This window comes from Streptomyces sp. NPDC013187, assembly GCF_042899705.1.
Classification (GTDB): Bacteria; Actinomycetota; Actinomycetes; order Streptomycetales; family Streptomycetaceae; genus Streptomyces; species Streptomyces hawaiiensis_A.
On record NZ_JBIBAF010000003.1, the window covers coordinates 555,080 to 580,270 of the forward strand.

23 protein-coding genes are annotated in these 25,191 nt (G+C 72.2%); 13 read left to right on the forward strand and 10 right to left on the reverse strand.

Annotation, left to right across the window (positions count from 1 at the left end):
• Positions 1 to 54 precede the first annotated feature (54 nt).
• Positions 55 to 1,797 (forward strand): pyruvate dehydrogenase, encoded by a 1,743-nt coding sequence (locus ACFY5B_RS08370; protein ID WP_389966306.1) that lies wholly within the window; start codon positions 55 to 57, stop codon positions 1,795 to 1,797.
• A 125-nt stretch (positions 1,798 to 1,922) separates the two neighbouring features.
• On the opposite strand, the gene ACFY5B_RS08375 is transcribed toward ACFY5B_RS08370, so the two are convergent.
• Positions 1,923 to 2,303: a peptidase inhibitor family I36 protein gene (locus tag ACFY5B_RS08375; protein ID WP_389966308.1), complete on the reverse strand. Its 381-nt coding sequence runs from the start codon at positions 2,301 to 2,303 to the stop codon at positions 1,923 to 1,925.
• Between the two features lie 41 nt (positions 2,304 to 2,344).
• On the opposite strand from ACFY5B_RS08375, the gene ACFY5B_RS08380 reads away from it, so the two are divergent.
• Positions 2,345 to 3,283 (forward strand): LysR family transcriptional regulator, encoded by a 939-nt coding sequence (locus tag ACFY5B_RS08380; protein ID WP_389966480.1) that lies wholly within the window; start codon positions 2,345 to 2,347, stop codon positions 3,281 to 3,283.
• Positions 3,284 to 3,349: 66 nt separating this feature from the next.
• On the opposite strand, the gene ACFY5B_RS08385 is transcribed toward ACFY5B_RS08380, so the two are convergent.
• Both ACFY5B_RS08385 and ACFY5B_RS08390 read right to left on the reverse strand, forming a co-directional pair.
• Entirely contained in the window at positions 3,350 to 3,694 is a 345-nt protein-coding gene (locus ACFY5B_RS08385) for a peptidase inhibitor family I36 protein (RefSeq protein ID WP_389966311.1), read from the reverse strand.
• A gap of 252 nt (positions 3,695 to 3,946) precedes the next feature.
• A complete protein-coding gene (locus ACFY5B_RS08390) occupies positions 3,947 to 5,368 on the reverse strand; it encodes a helix-turn-helix domain-containing protein (RefSeq protein ID WP_389966314.1) in 1,422 nt (473 codons plus the stop codon).
• Positions 5,369 to 5,598: 230 nt separating this feature from the next.
• On the opposite strand from ACFY5B_RS08390, the gene ACFY5B_RS08395 reads away from it, so the two are divergent.
• Both ACFY5B_RS08395 and ACFY5B_RS08400 read left to right on the forward strand, forming a co-directional pair.
• A complete protein-coding gene (locus ACFY5B_RS08395; protein WP_389966317.1) occupies positions 5,599 to 6,222 on the forward strand; it encodes a hypothetical protein in 624 nt (207 codons plus the stop codon).
• A gap of 424 nt (positions 6,223 to 6,646) precedes the next feature.
• The gene (locus ACFY5B_RS08400; protein WP_389966319.1) at positions 6,647 to 7,129 is read left to right on the forward strand and encodes an ATP-binding protein; all 483 of its coding nucleotides are present in this window, start codon (positions 6,647 to 6,649) and stop codon (positions 7,127 to 7,129) included.
• Between the two features lie 57 nt (positions 7,130 to 7,186).
• Here the strand turns inward: ACFY5B_RS08400 and ACFY5B_RS08405 are convergent, their stop codons facing one another.
• Positions 7,187 to 8,227 carry a DUF2637 domain-containing protein gene (locus tag ACFY5B_RS08405; RefSeq protein ID WP_361879793.1) on the reverse strand — a complete coding sequence of 347 codons (1,041 nt, stop codon included), beginning with the start codon at positions 8,225 to 8,227 and terminating at the stop codon, positions 7,187 to 7,189.
• 336 nt (positions 8,228 to 8,563) lie between these two features.
• Positions 8,564 to 9,415 carry a (2Fe-2S)-binding protein gene (locus ACFY5B_RS08410; protein WP_389966323.1) on the reverse strand — a complete coding sequence of 284 codons (852 nt, stop codon included), beginning with the start codon at positions 9,413 to 9,415 and terminating at the stop codon, positions 8,564 to 8,566.
• Between the two features lie 176 nt (positions 9,416 to 9,591).
• Here ACFY5B_RS08410 and ACFY5B_RS08415 point away from each other — a divergent pair, with 176 nt between their 5' ends.
• Positions 9,592 to 10,437, forward strand: a complete 846-nt coding sequence (locus tag ACFY5B_RS08415; protein ID WP_389966326.1) for a GntR family transcriptional regulator — start codon at positions 9,592 to 9,594, stop codon at positions 10,435 to 10,437.
• 159 nt (positions 10,438 to 10,596) lie between these two features.
• On the opposite strand, the gene ACFY5B_RS08420 is transcribed toward ACFY5B_RS08415, so the two are convergent.
• Positions 10,597 to 11,364, reverse strand: coding sequence for a hypothetical protein (locus ACFY5B_RS08420; protein WP_389966329.1), 768 nt, complete (start codon positions 11,362 to 11,364; stop codon positions 10,597 to 10,599).
• 165 nt (positions 11,365 to 11,529) lie between these two features.
• Positions 11,530 to 13,203 (reverse strand): PucR family transcriptional regulator, encoded by a 1,674-nt coding sequence (locus ACFY5B_RS08425; protein ID WP_389966332.1) that lies wholly within the window; start codon positions 13,201 to 13,203, stop codon positions 11,530 to 11,532.
• 376 nt (positions 13,204 to 13,579) lie between these two features.
• Between ACFY5B_RS08425 and ACFY5B_RS08430 the strand changes: the two genes are divergently transcribed.
• The 5 genes from ACFY5B_RS08430 to ACFY5B_RS08450 all read left to right on the forward strand — a co-directional run bounded on the left by ACFY5B_RS08430 (position 13,580) and on the right by ACFY5B_RS08450 (position 20,321).
• A complete protein-coding gene (locus tag ACFY5B_RS08430; protein WP_389966335.1) occupies positions 13,580 to 14,470 on the forward strand; it encodes an FAD binding domain-containing protein in 891 nt (296 codons plus the stop codon).
• Complete coding sequence (locus ACFY5B_RS08435) at positions 14,470 to 15,081, forward strand: (2Fe-2S)-binding protein (RefSeq protein ID WP_389966338.1); 612 nt, start codon at positions 14,470 to 14,472, stop codon at positions 15,079 to 15,081. The genes ACFY5B_RS08430 and ACFY5B_RS08435 overlap by 1 nt, the downstream gene beginning before the upstream one ends.
• 2 nt (positions 15,082 to 15,083) lie before the next feature.
• A complete protein-coding gene (locus tag ACFY5B_RS08440) occupies positions 15,084 to 17,471 on the forward strand; it encodes a xanthine dehydrogenase family protein molybdopterin-binding subunit (RefSeq protein WP_389966341.1) in 2,388 nt (795 codons plus the stop codon).
• A 202-nt stretch (positions 17,472 to 17,673) separates the two neighbouring features.
• Positions 17,674 to 19,131, forward strand: coding sequence for an NCS2 family permease (locus ACFY5B_RS08445; RefSeq protein ID WP_389966344.1), 1,458 nt, complete (start codon positions 17,674 to 17,676; stop codon positions 19,129 to 19,131).
• A 38-nt stretch (positions 19,132 to 19,169) separates the two neighbouring features.
• On the forward strand, positions 19,170 to 20,321 hold the full coding sequence (locus ACFY5B_RS08450; RefSeq protein ID WP_389966347.1) for an XdhC family protein: 1,152 nt from the start codon (positions 19,170 to 19,172) through the stop codon (positions 20,319 to 20,321).
• A 36-nt stretch (positions 20,322 to 20,357) separates the two neighbouring features.
• On the opposite strand, the gene ACFY5B_RS08455 is transcribed toward ACFY5B_RS08450, so the two are convergent.
• Together ACFY5B_RS08455 and ACFY5B_RS08460 are read right to left on the reverse strand one after the other, a co-directional pair.
• Positions 20,358 to 20,798, reverse strand: coding sequence for an SRPBCC family protein (locus ACFY5B_RS08455; RefSeq protein WP_389966350.1), 441 nt, complete (start codon positions 20,796 to 20,798; stop codon positions 20,358 to 20,360).
• A 28-nt stretch (positions 20,799 to 20,826) separates the two neighbouring features.
• Complete coding sequence (locus ACFY5B_RS08460) at positions 20,827 to 21,594, reverse strand: polysaccharide deacetylase family protein (RefSeq protein ID WP_389966483.1); 768 nt, start codon at positions 21,592 to 21,594, stop codon at positions 20,827 to 20,829.
• 166 nt (positions 21,595 to 21,760) lie between these two features.
• Here ACFY5B_RS08460 and ACFY5B_RS08465 point away from each other — a divergent pair, with 166 nt between their 5' ends.
• The 3 genes from ACFY5B_RS08465 (at position 21,761) to ACFY5B_RS08475 (ending at position 24,762) form a co-directional block, all read left to right on the forward strand.
• A complete protein-coding gene (locus tag ACFY5B_RS08465; RefSeq protein WP_389966353.1) occupies positions 21,761 to 22,762 on the forward strand; it encodes a glycosyltransferase family 2 protein in 1,002 nt (333 codons plus the stop codon).
• Positions 22,759 to 23,340, forward strand: coding sequence for a D-glycero-alpha-D-manno-heptose-1,7-bisphosphate 7-phosphatase (locus ACFY5B_RS08470; RefSeq protein ID WP_389966356.1), 582 nt, complete (start codon positions 22,759 to 22,761; stop codon positions 23,338 to 23,340). Before ACFY5B_RS08465 ends, ACFY5B_RS08470 begins: the two co-directional genes overlap by 4 nt.
• A gap of 444 nt (positions 23,341 to 23,784) precedes the next feature.
• Positions 23,785 to 24,762, forward strand: coding sequence for a glycosyltransferase family 9 protein (locus ACFY5B_RS08475; protein ID WP_389966359.1), 978 nt, complete (start codon positions 23,785 to 23,787; stop codon positions 24,760 to 24,762).
• A gap of 15 nt (positions 24,763 to 24,777) precedes the next feature.
• Here ACFY5B_RS08475 and ACFY5B_RS08480 read toward each other — a convergent pair whose 3' ends face one another.
• Positions 24,778 to 25,098, reverse strand: a complete 321-nt coding sequence (locus ACFY5B_RS08480; RefSeq protein WP_389966362.1) for a DUF3040 domain-containing protein — start codon at positions 25,096 to 25,098, stop codon at positions 24,778 to 24,780.
• Between the last annotated feature and the right edge of the window lie 93 nt (positions 25,099 to 25,191).

The window sequence follows — 25,191 nt, forward strand, 5'->3', positions numbered from 1 at the left end:
TGACTTGATGGAACCCGGAGGGATCCCAGGAGACCGAAGGGGCAGACGACAACCATGGCCAAACAGAACGTCGCGGAACAGTTCGTCGACATCCTGACCCGCGCCGGAGTCAAACGCCTCTACGGCGTCGTCGGCGACAGCCTCAACCCCGTGGTCGACGCCGTCCGCCGCAACTCCGCCATCGACTGGATCCACGTCCGGCACGAGGAGACCGCCGCCTTCGCCGCCAGTGCCGAGGCGCAGATCACCGGCGGGCTCGCCGCCTGCGCCGGCTCCTGCGGCCCCGGCAACCTCCACCTCATCAACGGTCTCTACGACGCCCACCGCTCCATGGCCCCGGTCCTCGCCCTCGCCTCGCACATCCCGTCCAGCGAGATCGGCCTCGGCTACTTCCAGGAGACCCACCCCGACCGGCTGTTCGCCGAGTGCAGCCACTACAGCGAGATGATCTCCAGCCCGCAGCAGATGCCGCGGCTGCTCCAGACCGCCATCCAGAACGCCGTCGGCCGCAGCGGCGTCAGCGTCGTCACCCTGCCCGGCGACATCGCCGACCGGCCCGCCCCGGAGAAGGCCGCCGAGACCGCCCTTGTGACCTCCCGTCCGACGGTCCGCCCGGGCGACGCCGAGATCGACCGGCTCGTCGAGATGATCGACGAGGCCGGAAAGGTCACCCTCTTCTGCGGCAGCGGCACCGCCGGTGCGCACGCCGAGGTCATGGAGTTCGCCGCGAAGGTCAAGTCCCCGGTGGGGCACGCACTGCGCGGCAAGGAGTGGATCCAGTACGACAATCCCTTCGACGTCGGCATGAGCGGACTGCTCGGCTACGGCGCCGCCTACGAGGCCACCCACGAGTGCGACCTGCTGATCCTGCTCGGCACCGACTTCCCCTACAACGCCTTCCTCCCCGACGACGTGAAGATCGCCCAGGTCGACGTCCGGCCCGAACACCTCGGCCGGCGCTCGAAACTGGACCTCGCGGTGTGGGGCGACGTACGGGAGACGCTGCGCTGCCTGATCCCTCGCGTGAAGGAGAAGAAGAACCGGCGCTTCCTCGACCGGATGCTGAAGAAGCACGCGGACGCGCTGGAGGGGGTGGTCAAGGCGTACACCCGCAAGGTCGAGAAGCACACGCCGATCCACCCCGAGTACGTGGCGTCCGTGCTCGACGAAGTGGCATCCGACGACGCCGTGTTCACCGTCGACACCGGCATGTGCAACGTCTGGGCCGCCCGCTACATCTCACCCAACGGCCGTCGCCGCGTCATCGGTTCCTTCTCCCACGGCTCGATGGCCAACGCGCTGCCCATGGCGATCGGCGCCCAGTTCACCGACCGCAAGCGGCAGGTCGTGTCGATGTCCGGCGACGGCGGCTTCTCCATGCTGATGGGCGACTTCCTGACGCTGGTGCAGTACGACCTGCCCGTGAAGGTCGTACTGTTCAACAACTCCTCGCTCGGCATGGTCGAGTTGGAGATGCTGGTCGCCGGCCTCCCGTCGTACGGCACCACGAACAAGAACCCCGACTTCGCAGCCGTCGCCCGTGCCTGCGGTGCGTACGGGGTGCGTGTCGAGAAGCCCAAGGACCTCCCCGGGGCCCTGAAGGACGCCTTCAAGCACAAGGGACCCGCGCTGGTCGACATCGTCACCGACCCCAACGCGCTGTCCATCCCCCCGAAGATCAAGGCCGAGATGGTGACCGGGTTCGCCCTGTCCGCCTCGAAGATCGTGCTGGACGGCGGGGTGGGCCGGATGCTGCAGATGGCCCGCTCCAACCTGCGCAACATGCCCCGGCCCTGACCCTGACATCTGTCAGGACCGGCCCGGTCGGCATCCTCCTAGCCTGGTGGGGGCGTGAGCACGCCCCCACCAGTCCAGCCGCAAGGAGCGCCATGCCGAGCGAGGAGGGCCGGTCCGATGAGGCGTCAGCACTCGCCCCGCCACCGCACCTTCGTGACGTAGGCCTGGGCTCCCGGATAGTCCGCGACCATCGAGTGGCCATTCGGGTCGGGGTTGTAGTGCAGGCACTGGACCCGGGTCGTGTCCCCCGCCCAGTGCCAGTGGACCTCGATGTGGTCCAGACCCGGATAGGGCACGCCGTTGTTGAAAATGGAGCGGAACGGAACGCTTCCGGACCAGTCGCCGCCGCTGCGCAGCACCAGCCCCGTGAAATTGGCGTTGCTGTACACACAGAAATTGCCCTTGCTGCAGCCTTCCGGGTCGGGTGCCGCCGACGCCGTCGGCGCGGTGACCAGAATGCTGGTGAAAGCGGCCGCCAGCAGCGACCCCCACATACGCTTCTTCACTTTCCCTGTCTCCTTCGTTTCGCTGGTTCGGTGTTGTGTCGATGACTGGTAGTGAGGCTGAGCCCAGCATTCACCAATTACGCTTGTTCATCGTTCTCGGGGAAATGCGCCATTTCGGGCGCGCTGCCGCCTCTCTTTTCATCACCCAATCCGCGTTGAGCCAGCAGATCCGTGGCCTGGAGAAACGCCTGGGGGTGCGCTTGTTCGAGCGCACCAACCGGATGGTCGATCTGACAGACGCCGGGCGGACGCTGCTCCCCGCGGCCAGGGCGGCGGTCGACGCCATGGTTCAGCTGCGCCGCACCGCCGACTCGCAGGTGCGTCGGGTCTCGGGCCGGCTCGTTGTGGGGACCGTCGGAGCAGAGGCCGCCATGCCTCATACGCACGCCGTGCTGCGGGCCCTGCAGGAGGAAGGCCACCCGCTGCTGACGGTGCACATGGTCACCCTGGACGCCTACCGGTTCGCTGCCGCCCTGCAGGACAAGGAAGTCGACGTGGTGTTCGGACGCCCTCCTGTGCCGGAGGGCATCGAGCAACAGCATCTGGCCACCGAGCCCCGGGTGGCGTGTCTTCCGGCCGACGATCCCCTGGCCCGGCCGGCCGACAGCGCTCTCGCCCAGTTCGCCGGCCACCCCGTGGTCGACTGGCCCGCGCAGGTGCCGCGCGCCTGGAGGGAGTTCTGGGCCGTCGATCCCCGCCCTGACGGCAGCCCCGTGCGGTACGGGCCCGTCGTCACGGACATGGAGACGCTGCTGCACACCGTGGCCCGGGGGGAAGCCATGGCCTTCCTGCCGGCCGCGGCCCGTGACCTGTTTCCCCGTCCAGGCGTTCGCTACGTCGATGTCAGGGACCTGCCGCCCTGCACGTCGGCCCTGGCCTGGCTCGCCGAGCGCCGTGACGAGCCCGCCATCACCGCCATCCGGCAAGCCGCCCGCAGCGCCACCCGCAGCTGCGGACTCCAGGAAGCGGGCGGCCGGTGAGCGGGAGGCCGGAGGTGGCGACGGTCAGCCGACTTCGCCGGCGGACCGCCCCCCGTGGCGTTCCCGCTAGACGTTCGTGACCCGGTAGCCGCTGACCCACGCACCGATGGCGTAGTAGCCGGATCCGTCGATGACGATCGAGCCACCGGTGCAGTCGGAGTTGTCCCACAACTCCACCCTGGTGGTGGCGCTCGACGACTTGGCGGACCGGGTCTTGTCGTTCCAGTTGTCGCCGACGTACTTACATGCACCGACCTCCCCGGAGAACGTCGTGTCCGGGCCCTCGTAGTTGGTCTCGCTGTAGGCGCGCCAGCTGCCGCTCGCCTGGGGCTGGGCGAAGGCCGGCTGGGTGGTGATGACGATTCCGGCCAGAGCCGCAACCGTGAGCATGGTCTTCCGAATGGCGGGCAAGACATCTCCTTTTCGATCACGCGATGCCCGAATGAGAAACTGTGAAAGAGATGGTGTTTCCACCCTCTGTCAGTCCTCTCGGTGCGGTGCTCGGATACTTTCAGCCCGAGCGCACCGTTGTCAGTGGCCGTGATCAGACATAATTCCCGCCGGTTGATAAGTATCAGCTTATGACTGCAGGCCGCGGAACCGGTGACGCCGTGACGACGCACCACGAACAGACCAACGCACCGAACACTTTGCGGACACGACCTAGCGGTACGGCTTCCACTGGCGTGCCGAGGTGTCGTACAGGTAGCGGGGCAACCCCGCGATGCCGCTGGTGCGGAACGGGCGGCCGCCGTCGTCGATGCGGACCGTGCCGCTGCGGCCCTGGGAGGACCAGTCCAGCTCCAGATACCAACGGCAGTCGCAGCCCCGCGTCCGTGCGTTGACCAGCAGCACCTCGGGGTCCTGCGCCGAGACGCGGTACGGCATGCTCACCGCCGGGATCGGCGTGCCGGCGTCGCTCCCGGCGACCGCGCGGGCGATGGGGCGGTTCTTGTCCAGGTCCACGTCGAAGGACCGCGGGGTGAGCGAACCGCCGCAGCCCTGGTCCATGGCGTAGGCGTTGCCCTGGACGGGTGCCGCGCGCCCCACCACGCGCACACGCAGGGCGGTCAGCACGACGGCCGCGTCGCTCCGCCCCTGCACGGACAGCCGCACGAGCGTCTCGCCGCCGTGCACCGCGTTCTCGGACGCCGCCCACGCCCCGGCGTCCTGCGGGACCGGTGGCGGCGGGACCTGGGCCGGCGGTCTGGTGATCACGTAGTCGTGACCGCAGCCGAGCTGCCACGCCTGGGAGTCCGCGGACCAGGTGAGCGGTGCGGCCGGGTCCGCCCCGCTCTGCGGCGGGGCGGTGGTGCGGCCGGAGGGCGCGGGTGCGGGCCTCCCCCTCTCCTTCTCCTCCCGCTTTCCCTTCTCTTTCGGGTCGGCGGAGGGCGAGGAACCCTCGGGGGTGGGGGAGGCGCTCGGCGAGCGGGAGGCACCGCCCCGCCCGGGTGCCCCGGTTTCCGTCGCCCCGGGTGTGACCGGACCCGTCTCGCGGGCACCGTCGTCGGCGGCCGCACGCCGCCCGTCCGGCAGCGCGGCCAGACTCCCGAGCGTCGCGAACACGGCACAGGCGGCGGCCAGCCCGACCGCGAGGCGCCTGCGGCGGTACCAGGGGCGACGGGGGAGCGCACCTTCGCCGGCCGGCAGAACCACCGGCTCCACGTCGGTGGTGGCGGGCAGGCCGCTGAAGCCGAGCTCTGCGACACCTGCCACCTCCTCCGGGGCGCCTGTGTCCCGAGCCGCGCCTGCGGCCGTGCCCCCCTGGTCGCGCGCCGGGTCCGCCTCCCCCGTCGAGCCGTCCGCTGCCGCCCCCCGCGGTCGCTGACGGGCCGCCACTGCGAGGAGCCAGCGGCGGTGGAGCTCCAGGCGTTCCTCCGCGGACGCCCCGCACAGGGCGGCGAAGCGCTCCACGGGGGCGAAGTCGACCGGGACCGCGTCGCCCGCGCAGTAGCGGTGCAGGGTCGAGGTGTTCATGGCCAGGCGGCGGGCCAGCGAACCGTAACTGCGGTCCGTGCGTTCCTTGAACGTCCTCAGCAGCGCCGCGAACTCCCTGACGCCGTCGACGTCGTCCTGTGCCGACACCGTTCCCCCGTCTCATAGGTCCGACCCGGCCCGGAACGGCATCCCAGGCACCCCATGTACCTGCACGTCAGATGGGCTGGGATGGTTCCACCGGGGCCGATCCGATGCGGGCTGTTGCATCCGCCCGGTGGGACCGCTGATGCTCTTGGTGTCGCACCGACCAGGTCCGGGCCGACCAGCCGGCCTCGGGGCGGCATCCGACATCCACGCATTCACCACGGGGGACACCCATGCCCAAGCACATCCGAGCGAGCGCGCTCACCGCACTCACCGTCGCCGCCCTCGCGGCGGGCACGGTCCTCACGGCACCGGCCGCCGGTGCCGCGCCGAAGGCCGCCGCACCGAAGTTCCTGTCGGCGTCCCAGCTGCCGCCGCACCCGGCCTCGGCCTGGACGGCCGGCCCGGTCACCGAAGGGTTCCCGGAGGGACTCGGCTCCTGCGTGAGCACGGAGGGCGTGCCCTCCTACGACTACCGGCACCGGGAGTTCCGGACCGACCTGGACGCCAACGCCGTGCAGTTGACCGTCGTGGCGGACACGACCGCCCTGGCCAAGGCCCTGGCGAAGCACTACGACGACCTGATCCGCACCTGCGCGGACCGCATCGAGAAGAACGACCCCGACGTCGAGGCCGAGGGCCGGGACTACGGCACCCTGCCGGTCGAGGAGGGCGCCCGCGTCCGCGGCCTGCACACCGAGACGTCGTGGGGCGCCACGGACATCTCGCTGCTGTCCGTCGGGCGCGACGGCAGGACGGTCACCGTCGTGCGGTGGGGGCAGATGGGCGACTTCGACGACGCCCCCGTCGGAGCCTTCAAGAAGACGACGACCACCGCAGTCGACAAGCTGTACTGACCGCGCCCGACGGAAGACCGGGGCCGTCCTCCCGCCACGGGGGTGGGGAGGACGGCCCCGTACCGGTCGCGGTGCCCGTCAAGACCGTCGTACTTCGGCCAACTTCACCGGAGCGCCCCGCAGGGGGCCGGTCGCCCCGGCCCTTCACCGTGTACGCAGGGATCGGCAGCCGGCCGTCGGCCCATCGTCCGATCTCCGGCGGTCAGGATCCGTCCGGGGACGATGACCGGCTACCCTCTTGTCCCCCTGCCCTCCATCGCCGTACCGCTCGGCGACCCGCCGCCCGGGCCATCCGCCGCGTTCCGGTGGCCGAACACCCGGTCGTTGACGATTCGACATGACTGCCGCGTTTCCGATGGGGCATGGATCCCCGTGAACGTGTTCGAGCAGGAGGGGAACCGACATCGGCGCGCGGGCGGGGGTCATGGAGAGGCAGGCACGACGAGGCGGTCCCATAGCGATCAGGGGCTTCTCGGCGAAGACGGTGGAGGACAGGACCGACGATGTCACGGAACACGATCGGGCGCCGCAGTTGAGGCGCCGACTCGGACGGGCGGACCTGCGGGCCGTCCCGGAAGCCCGTAGGGCCCTGCGGGAGCTGCTCGGCCAGTGGGGGAAGCAAGGGCAGTCCGACGTGGCGGAACTGCTCACCAGCGAGCTCGTCACCAACGCGATCGTCCACACCGACCACGACGCGGTCCTCACGGCCACCGTCGGACCCCGCGGACTGCGGGTGGAAGTCCGGGACTTCGTCGCCCGCAGACCCCGACTGCGCGCACCGGTCGCCGACGAGGGCACGAACGGCAGGGGCCTGTTCCTGGTGCAGTCCCTCGCGGACGCCTGGGGTGTCCGGCCGCACGGCGTGGGCAAGGCCGTCTGGTTCGAGCTGGGGGCCGGCGCGGCGTGAACGCCGAAGGGGCGCGGCCCGCAGGCCACGCCCCTTCGCCGCTGTGCTGCGGCTCGGCTAACCGAACTGCTGCTCGAGGTCCTTGAGCTTGCGCTCCAGGGAGTCCAGACGGGGCAGCGCCATGGTGTCGTCCTCCGCGGTGAGGTCGACGGTCACCGGGTCAGCTCCTTTGCGCACCGGCTGAAGGGAGGGACGCGAGCGGACGGGCAGGGGCTCCGGCGCGGATATGGCAGGCTCCGCGGAGACCTGCGAGGAGCCGCGCTCCACCTGCACCTCCAGCTCACGTCCGCCACCCCGGCCGAAGTGACCGCGGTGACCGCGGCTGAGCGCCTTCAGCTGGGCCCGCTCCACGCGCTGCTGGTCGCGCCGCCGCTGCCGGGTCTCTTCCTTCTTGCGCCTGTCGTCGCGCACCTCGTCGACCGCCTCGTCCAGGCTGCGCACACCTTCGAGGAGCATCAGCGACCAGGCGCGGTAGGTCTCGCGGGGGGCCCGCAGCCAGCGCACCATCCGGATCTGCGGCAGCGGACGGGGCACGAGACCCTGCTCCCGCAGGGCCGCACGGCGGGTCTGCTTCAGCGCGCGGTCGAAGAGGACCGCCGCCGACAGGGACATGCCCGCGAAGAAGTGGGGGGCACCCGCGTGGCCGATGCCGCGGGGCGCGTGCACCCAGTTGAACCACGCCGCGGCGAAGGCGAACGTCCAGACCAGTATCCGGGAGCCGAGCGCCGCGTCACCGTGGCTGGCCTCGCGCACCGCGAGGACGGAGCAGAACATCGCCGCGCCGTCCAGGCCGAACGGGACGAGGTACTGCCAGCCGCCGGACAGTCCGAGATTCTGCTCGCCGAAGCCGACCAGGCCGTGGAAGGAGAGCAGGGCGGCGACGGCCGCACAGCAGAAGAGGAGGAGATAGGAGAGGGTGCCGTAGAGGGCTTCCTTGCGTCTGCGGCGTTCCTCGCTGCGCTCCCAGGAGTCGTCCGCGCTCGTGTCCTTGACCGAGGAGCGCTTGCCGCGCGCGAGCACCGCCACCGCCGCCAGCATGCCCAGGAGAAGCACGGCGCCCGGAAGCAGCCAGTTCAGCGATATGTCGGTCAGTCTCATCTGGGTGGTCCCTTGCATTGGGATAGGGCGTAACGCCCGCCATAGTGGCCCAATCCCATCGACCCTCAGGGGGTTTCGGGGCAAGAGGCCGCCAAGGAAGTGCAAGGGAATGCCCAAGGCGGCGTTCTGCTCGAACTGCCGCTTGAGGCTCGGGAGTTGAGTTCGAACAAGACTACCCGTACGAGTGGTTCTCCGGAAAGTTCCCGTGACACGTGGGGATGACGTGAATCGCCTGTGGTTACGTGGGTGCCCGATCTCGCGGTGATCTTACGGAGCGGTGATCTTACGGAGCGGTGATCTTACGGGGCGGCGGAGGAGGCGGACCCCGCCCCTGCCTCAACCGGCCGTCGCCAGCAGCTTGGTGACGCGGTCCGTGTCGCAGGTGCGCGGGCAGGTGGCGCAGGTGTCCTCCGGGCGCAGCGTGTAGAACATGCAGCAGCTCGCGCGGTCCCGGGTGAGCAGCGGCTCGCCGCCCGGGCCGGTCAGCTCCCGGAACGCCGCCGTGCCGACGTACGGCTTGGTCGCGCCCGGCAGGAGCAGCTCCAGCTCGCGCATCGCACGCCGCTCCTCGATCTCGCCGAGCAGCTGGGCGATGTACCACAGCCCTTCGACGATCTCGTCGGTCGCCATACCCCACAGGGCGCGCCCGCGGCGCCGCATCCGGGGGCCGAAACCGGTCAGTACCGGTTCCAGGTGCTCGGCGACCGCGGCCCGTACCTCCGCCCGTAGCGCCTCCTCGTCGGGGACGACCCGGGCGCCCGGCAACGCGGCCGCCTCGTCGCCGGGCAGGCAGGCGAAGCCGGCGGGGCGGACGGCCAGGTGCCCGAGGGCGTGGCCCGGGGCGGTGCGGTCGTAGGAGACATGGGTCACGGGGTAGCGGGGGACCCGGCGGTGCAGGAACCACGGCACGGTGATCAGGAGGCAGGCGGGCCAGGCGTAGCGGTGCAGGCCGAAGCCGGCGACGACGTCGGGGCGGGCCCGCGTGCCGTAGTCCCGCTGGATCTGGTCCACGTCCCACGCCAGGAAGCGGTCGAGGGCGGGACCGGCGGCCGCGAGGTCGGCGGCCGTGGTCCAGCCGCGGCCGTGCGGGGCCTCGTGCGCTGCGTCCAGTTCGGTGACGGCGAGCCCCGGGAGGACCTCGGCCAGGCGGGCGTAGGCGCCGGAGACGGCCGAAAGGGGCGCAGGCATGTGATCACCGATCCGTCGGGTGAGAACGGGTTCTTGAAGGTAAGCCTAACCTTACTCAAGATCTCGGGGCGTCGAACGAGGATTTGAACTCGGGGCCCGGACGCTTATGGTGCTTGACGGACGAGTAACAACCCGCCGTAATGACCCCAAGTACCGACACGTCCGGAGGAGGACCCGTGAGGCAGGGAGCGCAGGGCTCCGCGGAAACGGGGACTCCGTGGGCAGCGGCGGGAGCGGCCGCGCCGGGCGGGCCGGCCACGTCGGGCGGGCCGGGTGGTCCGGTGGGGTCGGCGGAGCAGGCGCGGATGCCGCGGCAGGCCGGGACGGTGCGGGGCGAGCACACCCACAGTGAGCCGCCCGCGCCGGTAGCCCCGCGGGTGCGGCCGGTGGTCCAGCGGGCCTCGGTGCGCGGGCAGATCCTCGACGCGCTGCGTGCCGCGCTGGTGGCGGGGGACCTGCGGCCCGGAGAGGTGTACTCGGCGCCGGTGCTGGGCGAGCGGTTCGGGGTGTCGGCGACGCCGGTCCGGGAGGCCATGCAGCAACTGGCCCTCGAGGGGGCCGTCGAGGTCGTGCCGAACCGTGGGTTCCGGGTGGTCGAGCGAGGTGTGCGGGAACTGGCCGAGCTGGCCGAGGTCCGGGCGCTGATCGAAGTCCCGGTGATGCTGCGGCTGGCCCGTACCGTGCCCGCCGAACGCTGGGCCGAGCTGCGCCCTCTCGCCGATGCGACGGTCCGCGCGGCGTCCTCGGGCTGCCGCGCGACCTACGCGGAGTCCGACCGGGGGTTCCACCGGGCCGTGCTGTCCCTGTCGGGCAACGTGCAGCTGGTCCAGATCGCGGAGGACCTGCACCGCAGGGCGCAGTGGCCGCTGGTCGGGGGTGGTCGGGTACCTCGGGGGCGTGCCGAGCTGCTGGCGGACGCGCACGAGCACACGGCGTTGCTGGACGCGCTGGTCGCCCGGGACCTGGATGTGGTGCGGGCGCTGGTGGGCGAGCACTTCGCGGGGGCGGCTGCTGCGGGCTGAGTGGCGGTGTCGCGCCTTCTCTGGTCGGGGGCCGGGCCTTCTCTTGATTGGGGGGCCGGGCCTTCTCGGTGGTGGGGGCGGGCTGGCCGCGCCGCGTGGGGGTGCGCGTCTTCGAAACGCCCCGCCCTCGGCGACACCGCCGAGTACCCCGCACCCCCCTCAAACCGTCGCAGCCGGCGGTACCGGCGGAGCCAACTGGCGGGCCAGCCAGGTCGGTACGCCCCCCAGCAGGCGGAACAGCCGGCGGGCCTCCTCCCGCAGCCGGGACGCCTCCGGCTCCGTCTCCGTGTCGGCCAGGGACACCAACGCCGGTGCCGTGCCCACCAGATAGCCGAGCTCCTCCCGGATCCGCAGCGACTCCGCGAATCCGTGCCGCGCTTCCGCCAGCTCCCCTTCACGCAGGGCGAGCCCGGCCAGGTGACGCCAGGTGAACGACAGCAGCAGCGGGTCGGAGTGCGCCGTCGCGCCCGCGTGGGCGCGGCGGTACGCGGCGCGGGCGGCCTGGGGCGCGCTCGTCAGGTTCTCGGCCAGGAGCCCGCGCCGGAAGTCGAGCAGAGCCCGCGCCGGAGCTCCCGGAGGGACCAGCGCCGCCGCCCGGCCGAGCGCGGCCCGTGCCTCGTCGGCCCGGTCCCGTACCGCGAGCAGAGTCGCCGCGTAGGCCAAGTACCCGCGTTCACAAGCGGCCGCGCCCCGTTCGTCGTCGCTGTGGGCCATCGCCTCGGCCGTGCGCAGCGCGTCCTCGGCCTCCTCCCAGCCCTGCTCCGTGTACAGACACCGCTCCACCAGCAGCGACGCGCGCTGGAGCGCCGCCGCCGGTGTGGACGGCAGGAGCAGGGCTGCCGCGTCGGCCCAGCACCCGCGGGAGCGCAGCCGCCATACCGCGGTCTGGAGGGGATCGTCACCGGCGGTCGTTCCGTTACCAGACATGGCGGTATGCGCCACGTTGCCCTCCCCGAGCACGCCATCGAGCTGTTGAGTGGTGGCGGCATCTCAGCATGAATCGGCGGGCCGGGCCAAGGGGGTGGGTGAAGGATTTCACAAAGTCGTGGGACTCGGGGGTGCCCCGGGTTTGCCGCCGGGACACCCCGCGTATCAGCTCATGCGCAGTGCGAGGAAGAAGTCCAGCTTGTCCTCGAGACGTGACAGGTCACGGCTCGTCAACTGCTCGATTCGGCCGACCCGGTAGCGCAGCGTGTTGACGTGCAGGTGCAGACGGGCGGCGCAGCGGGTCCAGGAGCCGTCGCAGTCGAGGAAGGCCTCCAGCGTCGGGATCAGCTCTGCGCGATGGCGGCGGTCGTAGTCGCGCAGGGGGTCCAGGAGGCGGGCCGTGAAGGCCCGGCGGACGTCGTCCGGGACGAAGGGCAGCAGCAGGACGTGCGAGGCCAGTTCCTGGTGACCCGCCGCGCAGACCCGGCCCGGCCGGGCGGCGGCGACGCGCCTGGCGTGGCGGGCCTCCTCCAGCGCTCCGCGCAGGCCCTCCGCCGAGTGGACGGCCGCGCTGACACCCAGGGTGAGCCGGCCGTCGTCGTCGAGGCCCGCCGTGAGGGGGTCCCGCACCGATGCCAGGAGCGTGTCCGCGAGGACGCCCGTCTCCGAGCCGTCGTGCTCCGTCGAGACGGCCGGTAGGGGGACCAGGGCGATGGCCTCGTCGCCCGTGTGGGCCACCGCGATGCGGTCGGAGTGCTCCGGCCCCGCGACCGCCGGATCGACGAGGACCTCCTCCAGCAGGGCCTGTGCCACCGGTCCGCCCTCGATCTCCCCGCCCTCCCAGTCGACGCGGGCCACGACCACCTGCCAGTGTGGCGCGGCGCCCAGACCGGGCAGCAGCACCGGCGCGGCCACGCGCAGGCGGGCGGCGATCTCGGCGGGCGCCGCGCCCGTCTGGACCAGTTCCAGGACCTCCTGGGCCAGGCGGCGGCGGACCGTGCGGGCCGCGTCGCGGCGGTCGCGTTCGACCGCGATCAGCTGGGTGACGCCGTAGAGCAGGTCCAGGCGCTCCTCGGGCCAGTCCCCGGCGTCCGCCTCCACGGCCAGCAGCCAGTCCGCCAGGACGGTCTCGCGCACGTCCCGGGCCGACTGCGGGGAACGGCCCGTGGAGCGGACCGGGAACAGGGAGTACGTCGTGGCGCCCAGGACGACGCGGTGGGGACCGCGGCGGCCCGTCCGGGTGGCGGCCAGGTGCTCCCCGGCGAGCCGGGCGCACGTCTCGGCCGGCAGGGCGGGACCCGTCGCCTTCGAGCCCGCGATCAGGCGGCCGGTGGGGGAGAGGACCCAGGCCCGCAGGTCCAGGTCCGTGCCGAGCAGGTCCAGGACCACGTCGGGGCCGCCGCCCGCCGGGCCCGCGGTCATCATGCGGCGGTGGCGGTCGACCACCGCCGCGAGGTCTCCGGCGCGCTCGCCGGAGACCTGCCGTACGACGTGCTCGGTGATCGTCGCGAAGGCCACCGACTCGTGCACCGCGAAGAGCGGGAGACGATGGCGGGCGCAGGCCACGACCAGGTCCTCGGGCACGTCCCCGAGCTCGGCCTCGCCCGCGGCGAGCGCCGTCACGCCCGCCTGCACCAGGATCCGGACGAACGGCTCCGAGTCGCCCGCGCCCCGGCGCCAGGCCAGGCCGGTGAGCACCAGTTCGCCGCCCGCGAGGTAGCGGCTCGGGTCACGCAGGTCGGTGGTCATCACGCCCCGCACGGTGCGGTCCAGCTCGTCCTCGCCGCCGAGCAGCTTGAGGCCCAGCGCGTCGGTGTCCAGCAGTGCGCGCAGCCGCATTCTCGTCGCCGCCGTTCTTTGTCTCGAAATCTATGGTGGATCTAGGGAAGGGGTGCGGGGAACGCCTGTTCGGCGGGCTGTGGGCGATGCCCGCCGCCCCCGGACCGTGCTCCGGCTGTGTCCCAGGTCACGCGGCTGTGTCGCGCGTTTCCACAGGAGAACGAGGAGGTTTCCGAGGGCCTCCGTTCATACGAATCTACAAGATGCCTGTCCTGGCCAGCCAACTCCTTCATGGTTTCCGTGACTGACTCGCTCGGCGCAGCGCGCTGTGTACTGAGGCCACTACGCGTGAACAGAACATGAACGAGCCGGGACCGCCGCACACGGATTGGCTCAATCTGAACGCCCCACGAGAAGACGAAGAAGAGAGCCGGTCATGGACTTCCTTCGCCCCGCCAGCTGGGAGGAGGCGCTCGCCGCGAAAGCCGAGCACCCCACAGCTGTGCCGATTGCGGGTGGCACCGACGTGATGGTCGAGATCAACTTCGACCACCGCCGGCCCGAGTACCTCCTGGACCTGAACCGCATCGGCGACCTCTCCGAGTGGGAGGTCGGCGAGGAGAGCGTGCGACTGGGTGCCTCCGTGCCGTACACGAAGATCATGGAGAACCTCCGCGCCGAGCTGCCGGGTCTCGCCCTCGCCTCGCACACGGTCGCCTCCCCGCAGATCCGCAACCGCGGCGGCGTCGGCGGCAACCTCGGCACCGCCTCCCCGGCCGGTGACGCCCACCCCGCCCTGCTCGCCGCGGGCGCCGAGGTGGAGGTCGAGTCGGTGCGCGGCAGCCGTCTCATTCCGATCGACGCGTTCTACACCGGCGTGAAGCGCAATGCGCTCGCGGCCGACGAGCTGATCCGCGCCGTGCACGTGAAGAAGGCCGACGGGCCGCAGCAGTTCTCCAAGGTGGGGACCAGGAACGCGATGGTCATCGCCGTGTGCGCCTTCGGGCTCGCGCTGCACCCCGGGACGCGGACCGTGCGCACCGGGATCGGCTCGGCCGCCCCGACACCCGTCCGGGCCAAGGCCGCCGAGGAGTTCCTGAACGCCGCGCTGGAGGAGGGCGGCTTCTGGGACAACGGGCAGATCATCACCCCGTCGGTCGCCAAGCAGTTCGCGGACCTGTGCTCCGCCGCCTGCAACCCGATCGACGACGTCCGGGGCACGGCGAGCTACCGCCGCCACGCGGTCGGCGTCATGGCCCGCCGCACGCTGACCTGGACCTGGGAGTCCTACCGCGGCGCCCGCCGCACCACCGAGGGAGCTGCCTGATGCGCGTCAACTTCACGGTCAACGGCCGTCAGCAGGAAGCCGACGACGTGTGGGAGGGCGAGTCCCTGCTGTACGTGCTGCGGGAGCGGCTCGGGCTGCCGGGCTCGAAGAACGCCTGCGAGCAGGGCGAGTGCGGCTCGTGCACGGTCCGTCTGGACGGTGTGCCGGTGTGCTCCTGCCTGGTCGCCGCCGGGCAGGTGGAGGGCCGCGAGGTCGTCACCGTCGAGGGGCTCGCCGACTTCGCCAAGCAGCGCGCCGAGGGTGGCGGCTGCGCATCCGGGGCCTGCGGCACGACGCTGCAGAACGCCCAGCTGGGGGTCCCCCCGGGCGAAGCCTCGGGGAGGGAGGCCGGGGGCACCGACTCGCAGACCGGCGAGGGCACCGAGCTGTCGCCGATCCAGCAGGCGTTCATCGACGCCGGCGCCGTGCAGTGCGGCTTCTGCACCCCCGGCCTGCTGGTCGCCGCCGACGAGATGCTGGAGCGCAACCCGACCCCGACCGACGCGGACATCCGCGAGGCGCTGTCGGGCAACCTGTGCCGCTGCACCGGCTACGAGAAGATCATGGACGCGGTCCGCCTCGCGGCCGCCCGGCAGTCAGAGGCGGTCTGATCATGGCTTCTCCCAGCGGGACCCCCACGAAGATCACCCAGGGCTCCCGGACCAAGGGCGGCATCGGCGAGTCCACGCTCCGCCCCGACGGCACCCTCAAGGTCACCGGCGAGTTCGCGTACTCGTCCGACATGTGGCACGAGGACATGCTGTGGGGGCAGATCCTCCGCTCGACCGTCGCGCACGCCGAGATCGTGTCCATCGACACGGGCGAGGCCCTGGCCATGCCGGGCGTCTACGCCGTACTGACGTACGACGACCTGCCCACCGACGTGAAGAACTACGGCCTGGAGATCCAGGACACCCCGGTCCTCGCCCACGGCAAGGTCCGCCACCACGGTGAGCCGGTCGCGCTCGTCGCCGCCGACCACCCGGAGACGGCCCGCCGGGCCGCCGCGAAGATCAAGGTCGACTACCGCGAGCTGCCCGTCATCACCGACGAGGCCTCCGCGACCGCCCCGGACGCGCTCCTCGTCCACGAGAACCGCGACGACCACCACGCCGGTCACGTCCCGCACCCCAACATCGTGCACCGCCAGCCGATCGTCCGCGGCGACGTGGCGGCGGCGCGCGAGCGGGCCGACGTGATCGTCACCGGCGAGTACACCTTCGGCATGCAGGACCAGGCCTTCCTCGGCCCCGAGTCCGGCCTCGCCGTGCCGGAGGAGGACGGCGGCGTCCACCTCTACATCGCCACCCAGTGGCTGCACAGCGACCTGCGCCAGATCGCCCCCGTGCTCGGCCTGCCCGAGGACAAGGTGCGGATGACGCTCTCCGGCGTCGGCGGCGCGTTCGGCGGCCGCGAGGACCTGTCGATGCAGATCCACGCCTGCCTGCTGGCCCTGCGCACCGGCAAGCCCGTCAAGATCGTCTACAACCGGTTCGAGTCGTTCTTCGGGCACGTCCACCGCCACCCCGCCAAGCTCCACTACGAGCACGGGGCCACCAAGGACGGCAAGCTCACCCACCTGAAGTGCCGGATCGTCCTGGACGGCGGTGCCTACGCCTCGGCCTCCCCGGCCGTCGTCGGCAACGCCTCCTCCCTGTCCGTCGGCCCGTACGTGGTCGACGACGTGGACATCGAGGCCATCGCCCTCTACACCAACAACCCGCCCTGCGGCGCCATGCGCGGCTTCGGCGCGGTCCAGGCGTGCTTCGCCTACGAGGCGCAGATGGACAAGCTCGCCGCGAAGCTCGGCATGGACCCGGTGGAGTTCCGCCGGCTCAACGCCATGGAGCAGGGCACGCTCCTGCCGACCGGGCAGCCCGTCGACTCCCCGGCCCCCGTCGCCGAACTGCTGCGCCGCGTCAAGGCGATGCCGATGCCGCCGGAGCGCCAGTGGGAGTCCAGCGAGGGCGCCGACGTACGGCAACTGCCGGGCGGCCTGTCCAACACCACGCACGGCGAGGGTGTCGTCCGCGGGGTCGGCTACGCGGTCGGCATCAAGAACGTCGGCTTCTCCGAGGGCTTCGACGACTACTCCACCGCCAAGGTCCGCATGGAGGTCGTCGCCGGCGAGCCCGTCGCCACCGTGCACACCGCCATGGCGGAGGTCGGGCAGGGCGGTGTCACCGTCCACGCGCAGATCGCCCGCACCGAGCTGGGCGTCACGCAGGTGACCATCCACCCGGCCGACACCCAGGTGGGCAGCGCCGGTTCGACGTCGGCCTCTCGGCAGACGTACGTCACCGGTGGCGCGGTGAAGAACTCCTGTGAGCTGGTCCGCGAGAAGGTCCTGGAGATCGGGCGCCGCAAGTTCGGCTCCTACCACCCGGCCTGGGCGACGGCGGAACTGCTCCTGGAGGGCGGCAAGGTCGTCACCGACGGCGGCGAGGTCCTCTCCGACCTGGCCGACGTCCTGGAGGGCGAGACCGTGGAGGTCGAGGCGGAGTGGCGGCACCGGCCGACCGAGCCCTTCGACCTGCGCACCGGACAGGGCAACGGGCACGTGCAGTACTCCTTTGCCGCGCACCGGGCCGTCGTCGAGGTCGACACCGAGCTCGGCCTGGTCAAGGTCATCGAACTGGCCTGCGCCCAGGACGTCGGCAAGGCGCTCAACCCGCTGTCGGTGCTCGGCCAGATCCAGGGCGGCACCACCCAGGGCCTGGGCGTGGCGGTCATGGAGGAGATCGTCGTCGACCCGAAGACGGCGAAGGTCAAGAACCCGTCCTTCACCGACTACCTGATCCCGACCATCCTCGACACGCCGACCATCCCGGTCGACGTGCTCGAACTCGCCGACGAGCACGCCCCGTACGGGCTGCGCGGCATCGGCGAGGCACCCACCCTGTCGTCGACTCCTGCGGTCCTCGCGGCGATCCGCGCTGCGACCGGTCTGGAGCTGAACAGGACGCCGGTCCGCCCCGAGCACCTGACCGGCACCGCGTAAGAGCTCTCCGGGCGGCGCAAGGGAACGTCACACACTCCGCGCCGCCCGGAGTACCCGGGCACCGCACCGCTCGCGGTCCCCGGAAGACCCCATCGTTCGCCTCGGGCCGTCCCCCGGGTCGTGCGGCCGCAGCACCTTCCCAAATCCCGCAAGCGCAGAGGCAAGACGCGGGTGCCCCTTTGAACCTTGGGAGTAGGCCCACATGACCCAGCAGTCCGTAGAGCCGAGGACCACAGCCGACGACGCGGGCGAAGGCACCCGCGTCCCGGCCGGACGGTCCTGGCTCGACCGGTACTTCCACATATCCCACAGAGGGTCCAGCGTCGCCCGTGAAGTGCGCGGCGGCGTCACGACCTTCATGGCGATGGCGTACATCCTCCTGCTCAACCCCCTGATCCTGTCCGGCAAGGACGCCGCCGGGGACACGCTCGCCCAGCCGGCCCTGATCACCGCGACCGCGTTCGCGGCGGCCTTCACCACCCTGCTGATGGGCTTCGTCGGCAAGGTGCCGCTCGCGCTCGCCGCCGGCCTCTCCGTCTCCGGAGTGCTCGCCTCCCAGGTCGCACCCCAGATGACCTGGCCGCAGGCGATGGGCATGTGCGTGATGTACGGCGTGGTCATCATGCTGCTGGTCGTCACCGGCCTGCGCGAGATGATCATGAACGCCATTCCACTCGCGCTCAAGCACGGCATCACGATGGGCATCGGCCTGTTCATCGCCCTCATCGGCTTCTACAAGTCGGGCTTCGTGCACCAGGGCGAGGCGACCCCCCTCGCGCTCGGCCCGGCGGGCGAACTGGCCGGCTGGCCCGTGCTGCTCTTCGCCGGGACCCTGCTGCTGATCTTCATGCTCCAGGCCCGGAACGTCCCGGGCGCCATCCTCATCGGCATCGTCGGCGGCACGGTCGTCGCGGCGATCCTGAACGCCGCCGGCGTCATCGACCCCAGGCAGTGGGCCGGTGGCGCACCCGAACTGCACGGCAGTGCCGTCTCCATGCCCGACTTCTCGCTCTTCGGGGACGTGCGGTTCGGTGGCTGGGGCGAGGTCGGCGCGATGACCGTCGGCATGATCGTGTTCACCCTGGTGCTCGCCGGGTTCTTCGACGCGATGGCCACCATCATCGGCGTCGGCACCGAGGCCAAGCTCGCCGACGACAAGGGCCGCATGCCGGGCCTGTCCAAGGCGCTGTTCATCGACGGGGCCGGCGGCGCGATCGGAGGCGTGTCCGGCGGTTCCGGCCAGACGGTGTTCATCGAGTCGGCCACGGGCGTCGGAGAGGGCGCCCGCACGGGCCTCGCCTCCGTGGTCACCGGCCTGTTCTTCGCGGCCTGCCTGTTCTTCACCCCGCTCACCGCGATCGTGCCCCAGGAGGTCGCGTCCGCCGCCCTCGTCGTCATCGGCGCCATGATGCTGATGAACGCCCGGCACGTCGACTGGGCCGACCGGGCCACCGCCGTCCCGGTGTTCCTCACCGTCGTGCTGATGCCGTTCACCTACACCATCACCACCGGTGTCGCCGCGGGCGTCATCTCCTACGTCGCCATCAAGACCGCCCAGGGCAAGTGGCGTGAGATCGGCGCCTTCATGTGGATCCTCACAGGGGTGTTCCTCGTGTACTTCGCCCTCAACCCGATCGAGAGCTGGCTGGGCGTCCACTGACGCCCACCCCTCCCGCGACCTCAAGGAGACCGAGACAGATGCTGGACATCGCCGAGGAGCTGAACCGGTGGGTCGAGCAGGGCCGTGACTTCGCCGTGGCCACCGTGGTGGCCGTCGGCGGCAGCGCGCCCCGGCAGCCCGGCGCCGCGCTCGCGGTGGACGCCGACGGCACGGCGATCGGCTCGGTCTCCGGGGGCTGCGTGGAGGGCGCGGTCTACGAACTGTGCGAGCAGGCGCTGCGGGACGGCGAGACCGTCCTGGAGCGCTTCGGATACAGCGACGACGACGCCTTCGCCGTGGGCCTGACCTGCGGCGGCGTCATCGACATCCTGGTCACCCCGGTACGGGCCGCCGATCCGGTCCGCCCGGTGGTCGCCTCCGCGCTCACCGCCGCCGCCCGAGGGGAGGCGGCGGCGGTGGCGCGGATCGTGTCGGGCCCGCCCCAACTGACGGGCCTGGCCCTCCTGGTCCGCCCCGGCGGTTCCCACGACGGCGGCTTCGGCGCCCATCCGGAACTGGACCGCACGGTCGCCGCCGAGGCCCGCGCCTTCCTCGACGCGGGCCGCACCGGCACCCTGGAGATCGGCGAGCAGGGTTCACGCTGCGGGGCCCCGCTCACGGTCCTGGTCGAGTCCTCGGTCCCCCCACCCCGCATGATCGTCTTCGGCGCCATCGACTTCGTCTCCGCCCTGGTCCGCATGGGCAAGTTCCTCGGCTACCACGTCACGGTGTGCGACGCGCGCCCCGTCTTCGCGACCCGGACGCGCTTCCCCGAGGCCGACGAGATCGTGGTCGACTGGCCCCACCGCTACCTGGAGGGCACCGACGTCGACGCCCGCACGGTCCTGTGCGTGCTGACCCACGACGCCAAGTTCGACGTGCCCCTGCTGAAGCTGGCACTGCGCCTGCCGGTGGCGTACGTCGGTGCCATGGGGTCCCGGCGCACCCACCTGGACCGCAACGCCCGGTTGCGTGAAGTCGGCGTCACCGAAATGGAGTTGAGCCGCCTGCACTCGCCGATCGGCCTGGATCTCGGGGCCCGTACGCCCGAGGAGACGGCCCTGTCGATCGCGTCGGAGATCGTCGCCGGACGGCGGGGCGGCAGCGGGGTCTCCCTGACCGGGTCGCACACGCCGATCCACCACGGGCCGGATGCGGGCACCGTAGGCCGGATCGGGTCGGTGGCCTGAGGCCCCGGCAGGGGAGGCCGCGCCCCGGCCGGTGCTTCAGGGTTGCCGGAGCAGATGATTCAGGGCCCGCCCGAACACGTACCGGGAGGAGCGCCGCACCGTGCCGTCGAAGAGCGACGGCAGGAACCGGACCCGGATCTCCTCCCGCCAGATCACCCGCGTACGGCCCCCCGGGCCGGGCCGCACCTCGAGTTCGGCCCACCCCAGCACCACCCGGCCCCGCTTCTCCAGCCGGCACATCCCCGCTGCCCCGCCCTCGGGCGGCTGCCACACGGTGACCTCCATCGGGTCGTCGAAACCCAGCGGACCCACGCCCGAGCGGGCCACGACGAGGGTGCCCTCGCGGGTCGGCTCGGGCGGTACGACCCTGACCACCGTCAGCGGCACCGCGTCACCGTGCCGTTGCCACCGGGTGATGCGCCGCCACGCCTCGTCGAGGGGGAGCGGGGCCGTGCGTTCGAGCAGGAAGTTCGCCACGGCACGATCGTAGGGAACCCTCGGGGCGTCACCGGTACACCTCGCCCGGCTCCGCCTTCCCCGGTGCCAGCAGCTGAGGCACCGTCACGAAGACGTAGCCGCGTTCCTTCAGGGCGTCGATGATCCCGGGCACCGCCGGCACCGTGCCGTCGTAGAGGTCGTGGAGGAGAATGATGCCGTCCCGGGAGGACTGGGCGAGGACGCGGCGGGTGATCAGGTCGGAGTCGGTCGTCTGATAGTCCTTCGCCGTCACGCTCCACAGCACCTCGGCGAGGCCGAGTTCGCGGCAGATGGCGTGCACGGTGTCGTCGGTGCGGCCCTGCGGCGGGCGCATCAGGGTGGGGCGCCGGCCGGTGAGGCGCTCTATCTCCTCGTTGGGGCGTTCCAGTTCCTCGCGTATCTCGTCGGGTCTCAGCTCGGTCAGGATCTTGTGGTCCCAGGTGTGGCTGGCCACTTCGTGGCCCTCGTCGGCCATGCGCCGCACCAGCTCCGGGTACTTCTCGATGTGCCGCTTCCCGAGGAGGAAGAAGGTCGCCGGGACCTGCTTCTCCTTCAGGATGTCCAGCAGCCGCGCGGAGTGCTCGCTCGGCCCGGCGTCGAAGGTGAGTGCGATGCACTTGACTTCGCGGCAGTCCACGGTGCCGAAACGGGCCGGTTGCACGTCCGTGGCCGGGCGGGCCCGGACGGCGCTGGGTGCGGTGGTGTCGGTCCCCGTGCAGCCGCTCAGGGTGAGGGCGAGGGCGGCGGTCGCCGCGAGCGTTCCGGCGGTTCGGAACGTGGTCCCCGTTTTCTTCATCTTCTTGGTCGGAGAAGGCATGGCGGGACTATATATCGCGTGTATACGCGCGGTTTATAGTCTCCTGGGTGTCCCCTGACGGCCTGACCTGGTGTTTGAAAGGAGCCGTAGCGCGGCACTCGCCAGCACGGCAGTCCGCGCACGCCGTCGGAGGGAGGGCCGCCGTATGACCTCGTACGCCGTCGTGATCCCCACCCTCGTGCCGGACACCCTCGCCGACTGTCTCGCCGCGCTCGCCGCCGCGATCGGGCCGCGTCCCGAGGAGATCGTCCTGGTCGACGACCGGACCGACCCCGAACCCGGGCCGCTGCAGCACCCGTTGAGCGTCCTCGGCGACCTGCGGGAGCGGACCGTCGTGCTGGACGGCGGCGGTCGTGGGCCCGCCGCCGCCCGCAACACCGGGCTGCGCGCCGTGAGTACGCCGTGGACCGTGTTCCTCGACGACGACGTCCAGGTGGGGGCCCACTGGTGCGACCAGCTGGCCGAGGACCTCGCCGGGGCGTCCCCCGACATCGCGGGCGTCCAGGGCGTCCTCGCCGTGCCGCTGCCCGGCGAACGCCGCCCCACCGACTGGGAACGCGGCACCGCGGGACTCGTCCGGGCCCACTGGGTCACCGCCGACATGGCCTACCGCACCGAGGTCCTCAAGCAGGTCGGCGGCTTCGACGAGCGCTTCCGGCGCGCCTTCCGCGAGGACGCCGACCTCGCGCTGCGGGTCCTCGACTCCGGCTGGCGCATCCGGCAGGGCCGCCGCACCGCCCGCCACCCCGTGCACTCCGCCTCCCGCTGGGCGTCCGTACGCCAGCAGCGCGGCAACGCCGACGACGCCCTGATGCGGCATCTGCACGGCCCCGACTGGTGGGACAAGGCCGTCGCGCCGCGCGGCCGGATCCGCACTCACGCGGCCATCACGACCGCCGGCCTGGCCGCCTGCGCCCTCGCCGCCACCGGGCACGGCCGGGCCGCCACGGCCTGCGCGCTCGGCTGGGCGGCCGGCACGGCGGAGTTCGCCCGCGCCCGTATCGTCCCCGGCCCGCGCACCCGTCACGAGGTCACGACGATGCTGGCGACCAGCGTGCTCATCCCGCCCACCGCGACCTGGCACCGGCTGGCAGGTGCCTGGCGCCACCGTCACACCCCCGCCTGGCAGGAGGAGGCCACCCCGTGAGCCCGGTGAAGGCCGTGCTGTTCGACCGCGACGGCACGCTCGTCGAGGACGTCCCCGACAACGCCGACCCCGACCGCGTACGCCCCGTCGAGGGCGCTCGCGAGGCGCTCGCGCTGCTGCGGGAGCGCGGCATCCGCACCGGTGTCGTCACCGACCAGCCGGGTGTCGCGAGCGGGCTGCTCACCGACGCCGACCTCCGCCGTGTCCATCACCGCGTCGACGAACTGCTCGGCCCCTTCGATGTGTTCGCCGTCTGCCCGCACGGCCCCGACGACGGCTGCCACTGCCGCAGGCCACAGCCCGGCATGCTGCTGTGGGCGGGCGGACGGATCTGCACCGGGCCCGCCGAGCTCGTCGTCATCGGCTCCACCTCCGCGGACGCCGAGGCCGCGCGCCGGGCGGGCGCCCACGGCATCCTCGTCCCGAACGGGCACACCGGCCCCGAGGAGGCCGTCCGGGCCGACCACGTCGCCCCGGACCTGCTCACCGCCGTCCGGGCGGTGCTGGACGGACCGCCGAAGGGCCGCGTCCTCGCCGACGAACGCCCCATCCAGCAGGCGTTCACGACCGGCCCGTGACCGGGCGGGCGCGCCCGTGACGACCGATGCCGCATCCGAGAAGCCGGCATCCGAGAAGCCGGCATCCGAGAAGCCGGCACCCGAGAAGCCGGGGCCCGTCCCTGACGGTCACCCGCGACGGCCGCCTCACCCGCGACGGCCGCCTCACCCCCGACGGCCGTCCCACCCCCGACGGCCGCCCCACCTCCGGCGGGCGCCTGCGGCGTCGGGTCTCGTGCCAGGACGGCAATGGTGACGGTCGGCCCACCCTTGGCGGGTGTCCGCGGCGCCGGGTGTCGTGTCAGGGCGGGTGTCCGTGACCGTCGGCTCGCGCCCGGCGGGCGTCTGCGGCGGCCGGTGCCGCGGAGTCGTCGGTCGCACCGGGTCGGCCACAGAGGTGCCGTACGGCACCCGATGGGCGGGCCTGCGGCGGCGGCCGCGGCGTGTGCGGGGCAGGCTGCTGACATGACCCCGGACCGGACAGCGCAGCCCGTACGCCCCCGCCTCCTCGTCCTGCGCGCCCTCGGGCTCGGGGACCTCCTCGCAGGTGTCCCCGCGCTGCGCGCGCTACGGCGGGCCCACCCGGAGTACGAACTCGTGCTGGCGGCGCCCGCCGAGCTCGCTCCGGTCGCGGACGCCTCGGGGGCCGTGGACCGGCTGCTGCCGGCGAGTGCCCCCGGCCGGGCCGTCCCGCGCACGCTCGACTGGACCGGTCCGCCCCCGGACATCGCCGTCGACCTGCACGGCAACGGACCGCCCAGCCACCGGCTGCTGCTGAGCCTGCGCCCGCTGAAGCTGCTCGCCTTCGCCCACCCGGACCTGCCCGGCGTCGAGGGCCCGCCCTGGTACCCGGAGGAGCACGAACGCGACCGCTGGTGCCGACTGCTGCGGGCCTACGGCATCGACGCCGACCCGGGCGATCTGCTGCTGCCCCGTCCGGGGACCGCGTCCCCGGCGCCCGGGGCGGTCGTACTGCATCCCGGCGCCGGGTCGCCCGCGCGCTGCTGGCCCGTCGAGCGGTACGCGGCCGTCGCGGCCGAACTGCGCGCCCGGGGCCTGCGGGTCGTGGTGACGGGCGGTGCGGCCGAGAGCGACCTGGTGGCCCGGCTCGCCAAGGAAGCCGGCCTGCCGGACACCGACGTGTTCGGCGGCGGCATCCCGTTCGAACGACTGTCCGCGCTGGTCGCCGGTTCCCACGCCGTGATCAGTGGCGACACCGGCATCGCTCACCTCGCGGTCGCCCACGGCGCGTGTTCCGTCACCCTGTTCGGCCCGGTCGCGCCGAGCCGCTGGGGCCCGCCGCCCGACCCGCGCCACCGTGCCCTGTGGTACGGCCCGGAGGGCGATCCGCACGGCCGCCGCCCCGACCCGGCGCTCCTGCGCATCACCGCCGACGACGTCCTGCGCGCCGTCGGTGAACTGCCCGGCGCGCAGCGGACGTAGCGGTGACGGCCGCGCTCAGCTCCCGCACCACCGGCACATCAACCGGAACCCGGCGAACATCGTCAGGGGCCATATCGCGGCGAACGCCCAGATCACACCCGGCTCGGATGTGACGATCCCGGCCACCATCAGCCCGGTCGACATCGCGAGCAGGACCGCCACGGTCCAGACACGAGGGCGGTAGGTGGCCAGCCGGGCCAGGACACGGGCGGGGTCGGGGCGGCGGCTCACTCGATGGGTACGCAGCTTGCGGTCGAGGCGACGGTCGCGGCGCAGGGCCCGTTCCATCTCGTCGAGGATGCGCTGCTCGTTCTCGGGAAGTCGGCCGATGGACACGCTCTCTCCTTCCGGGCGGCCGGACCGTCTCTCCCTCGGGGGGACGTGCGGCGGGGAAGTACAGCGGGGGGACGTACAAGCGTGTGCCCCGTG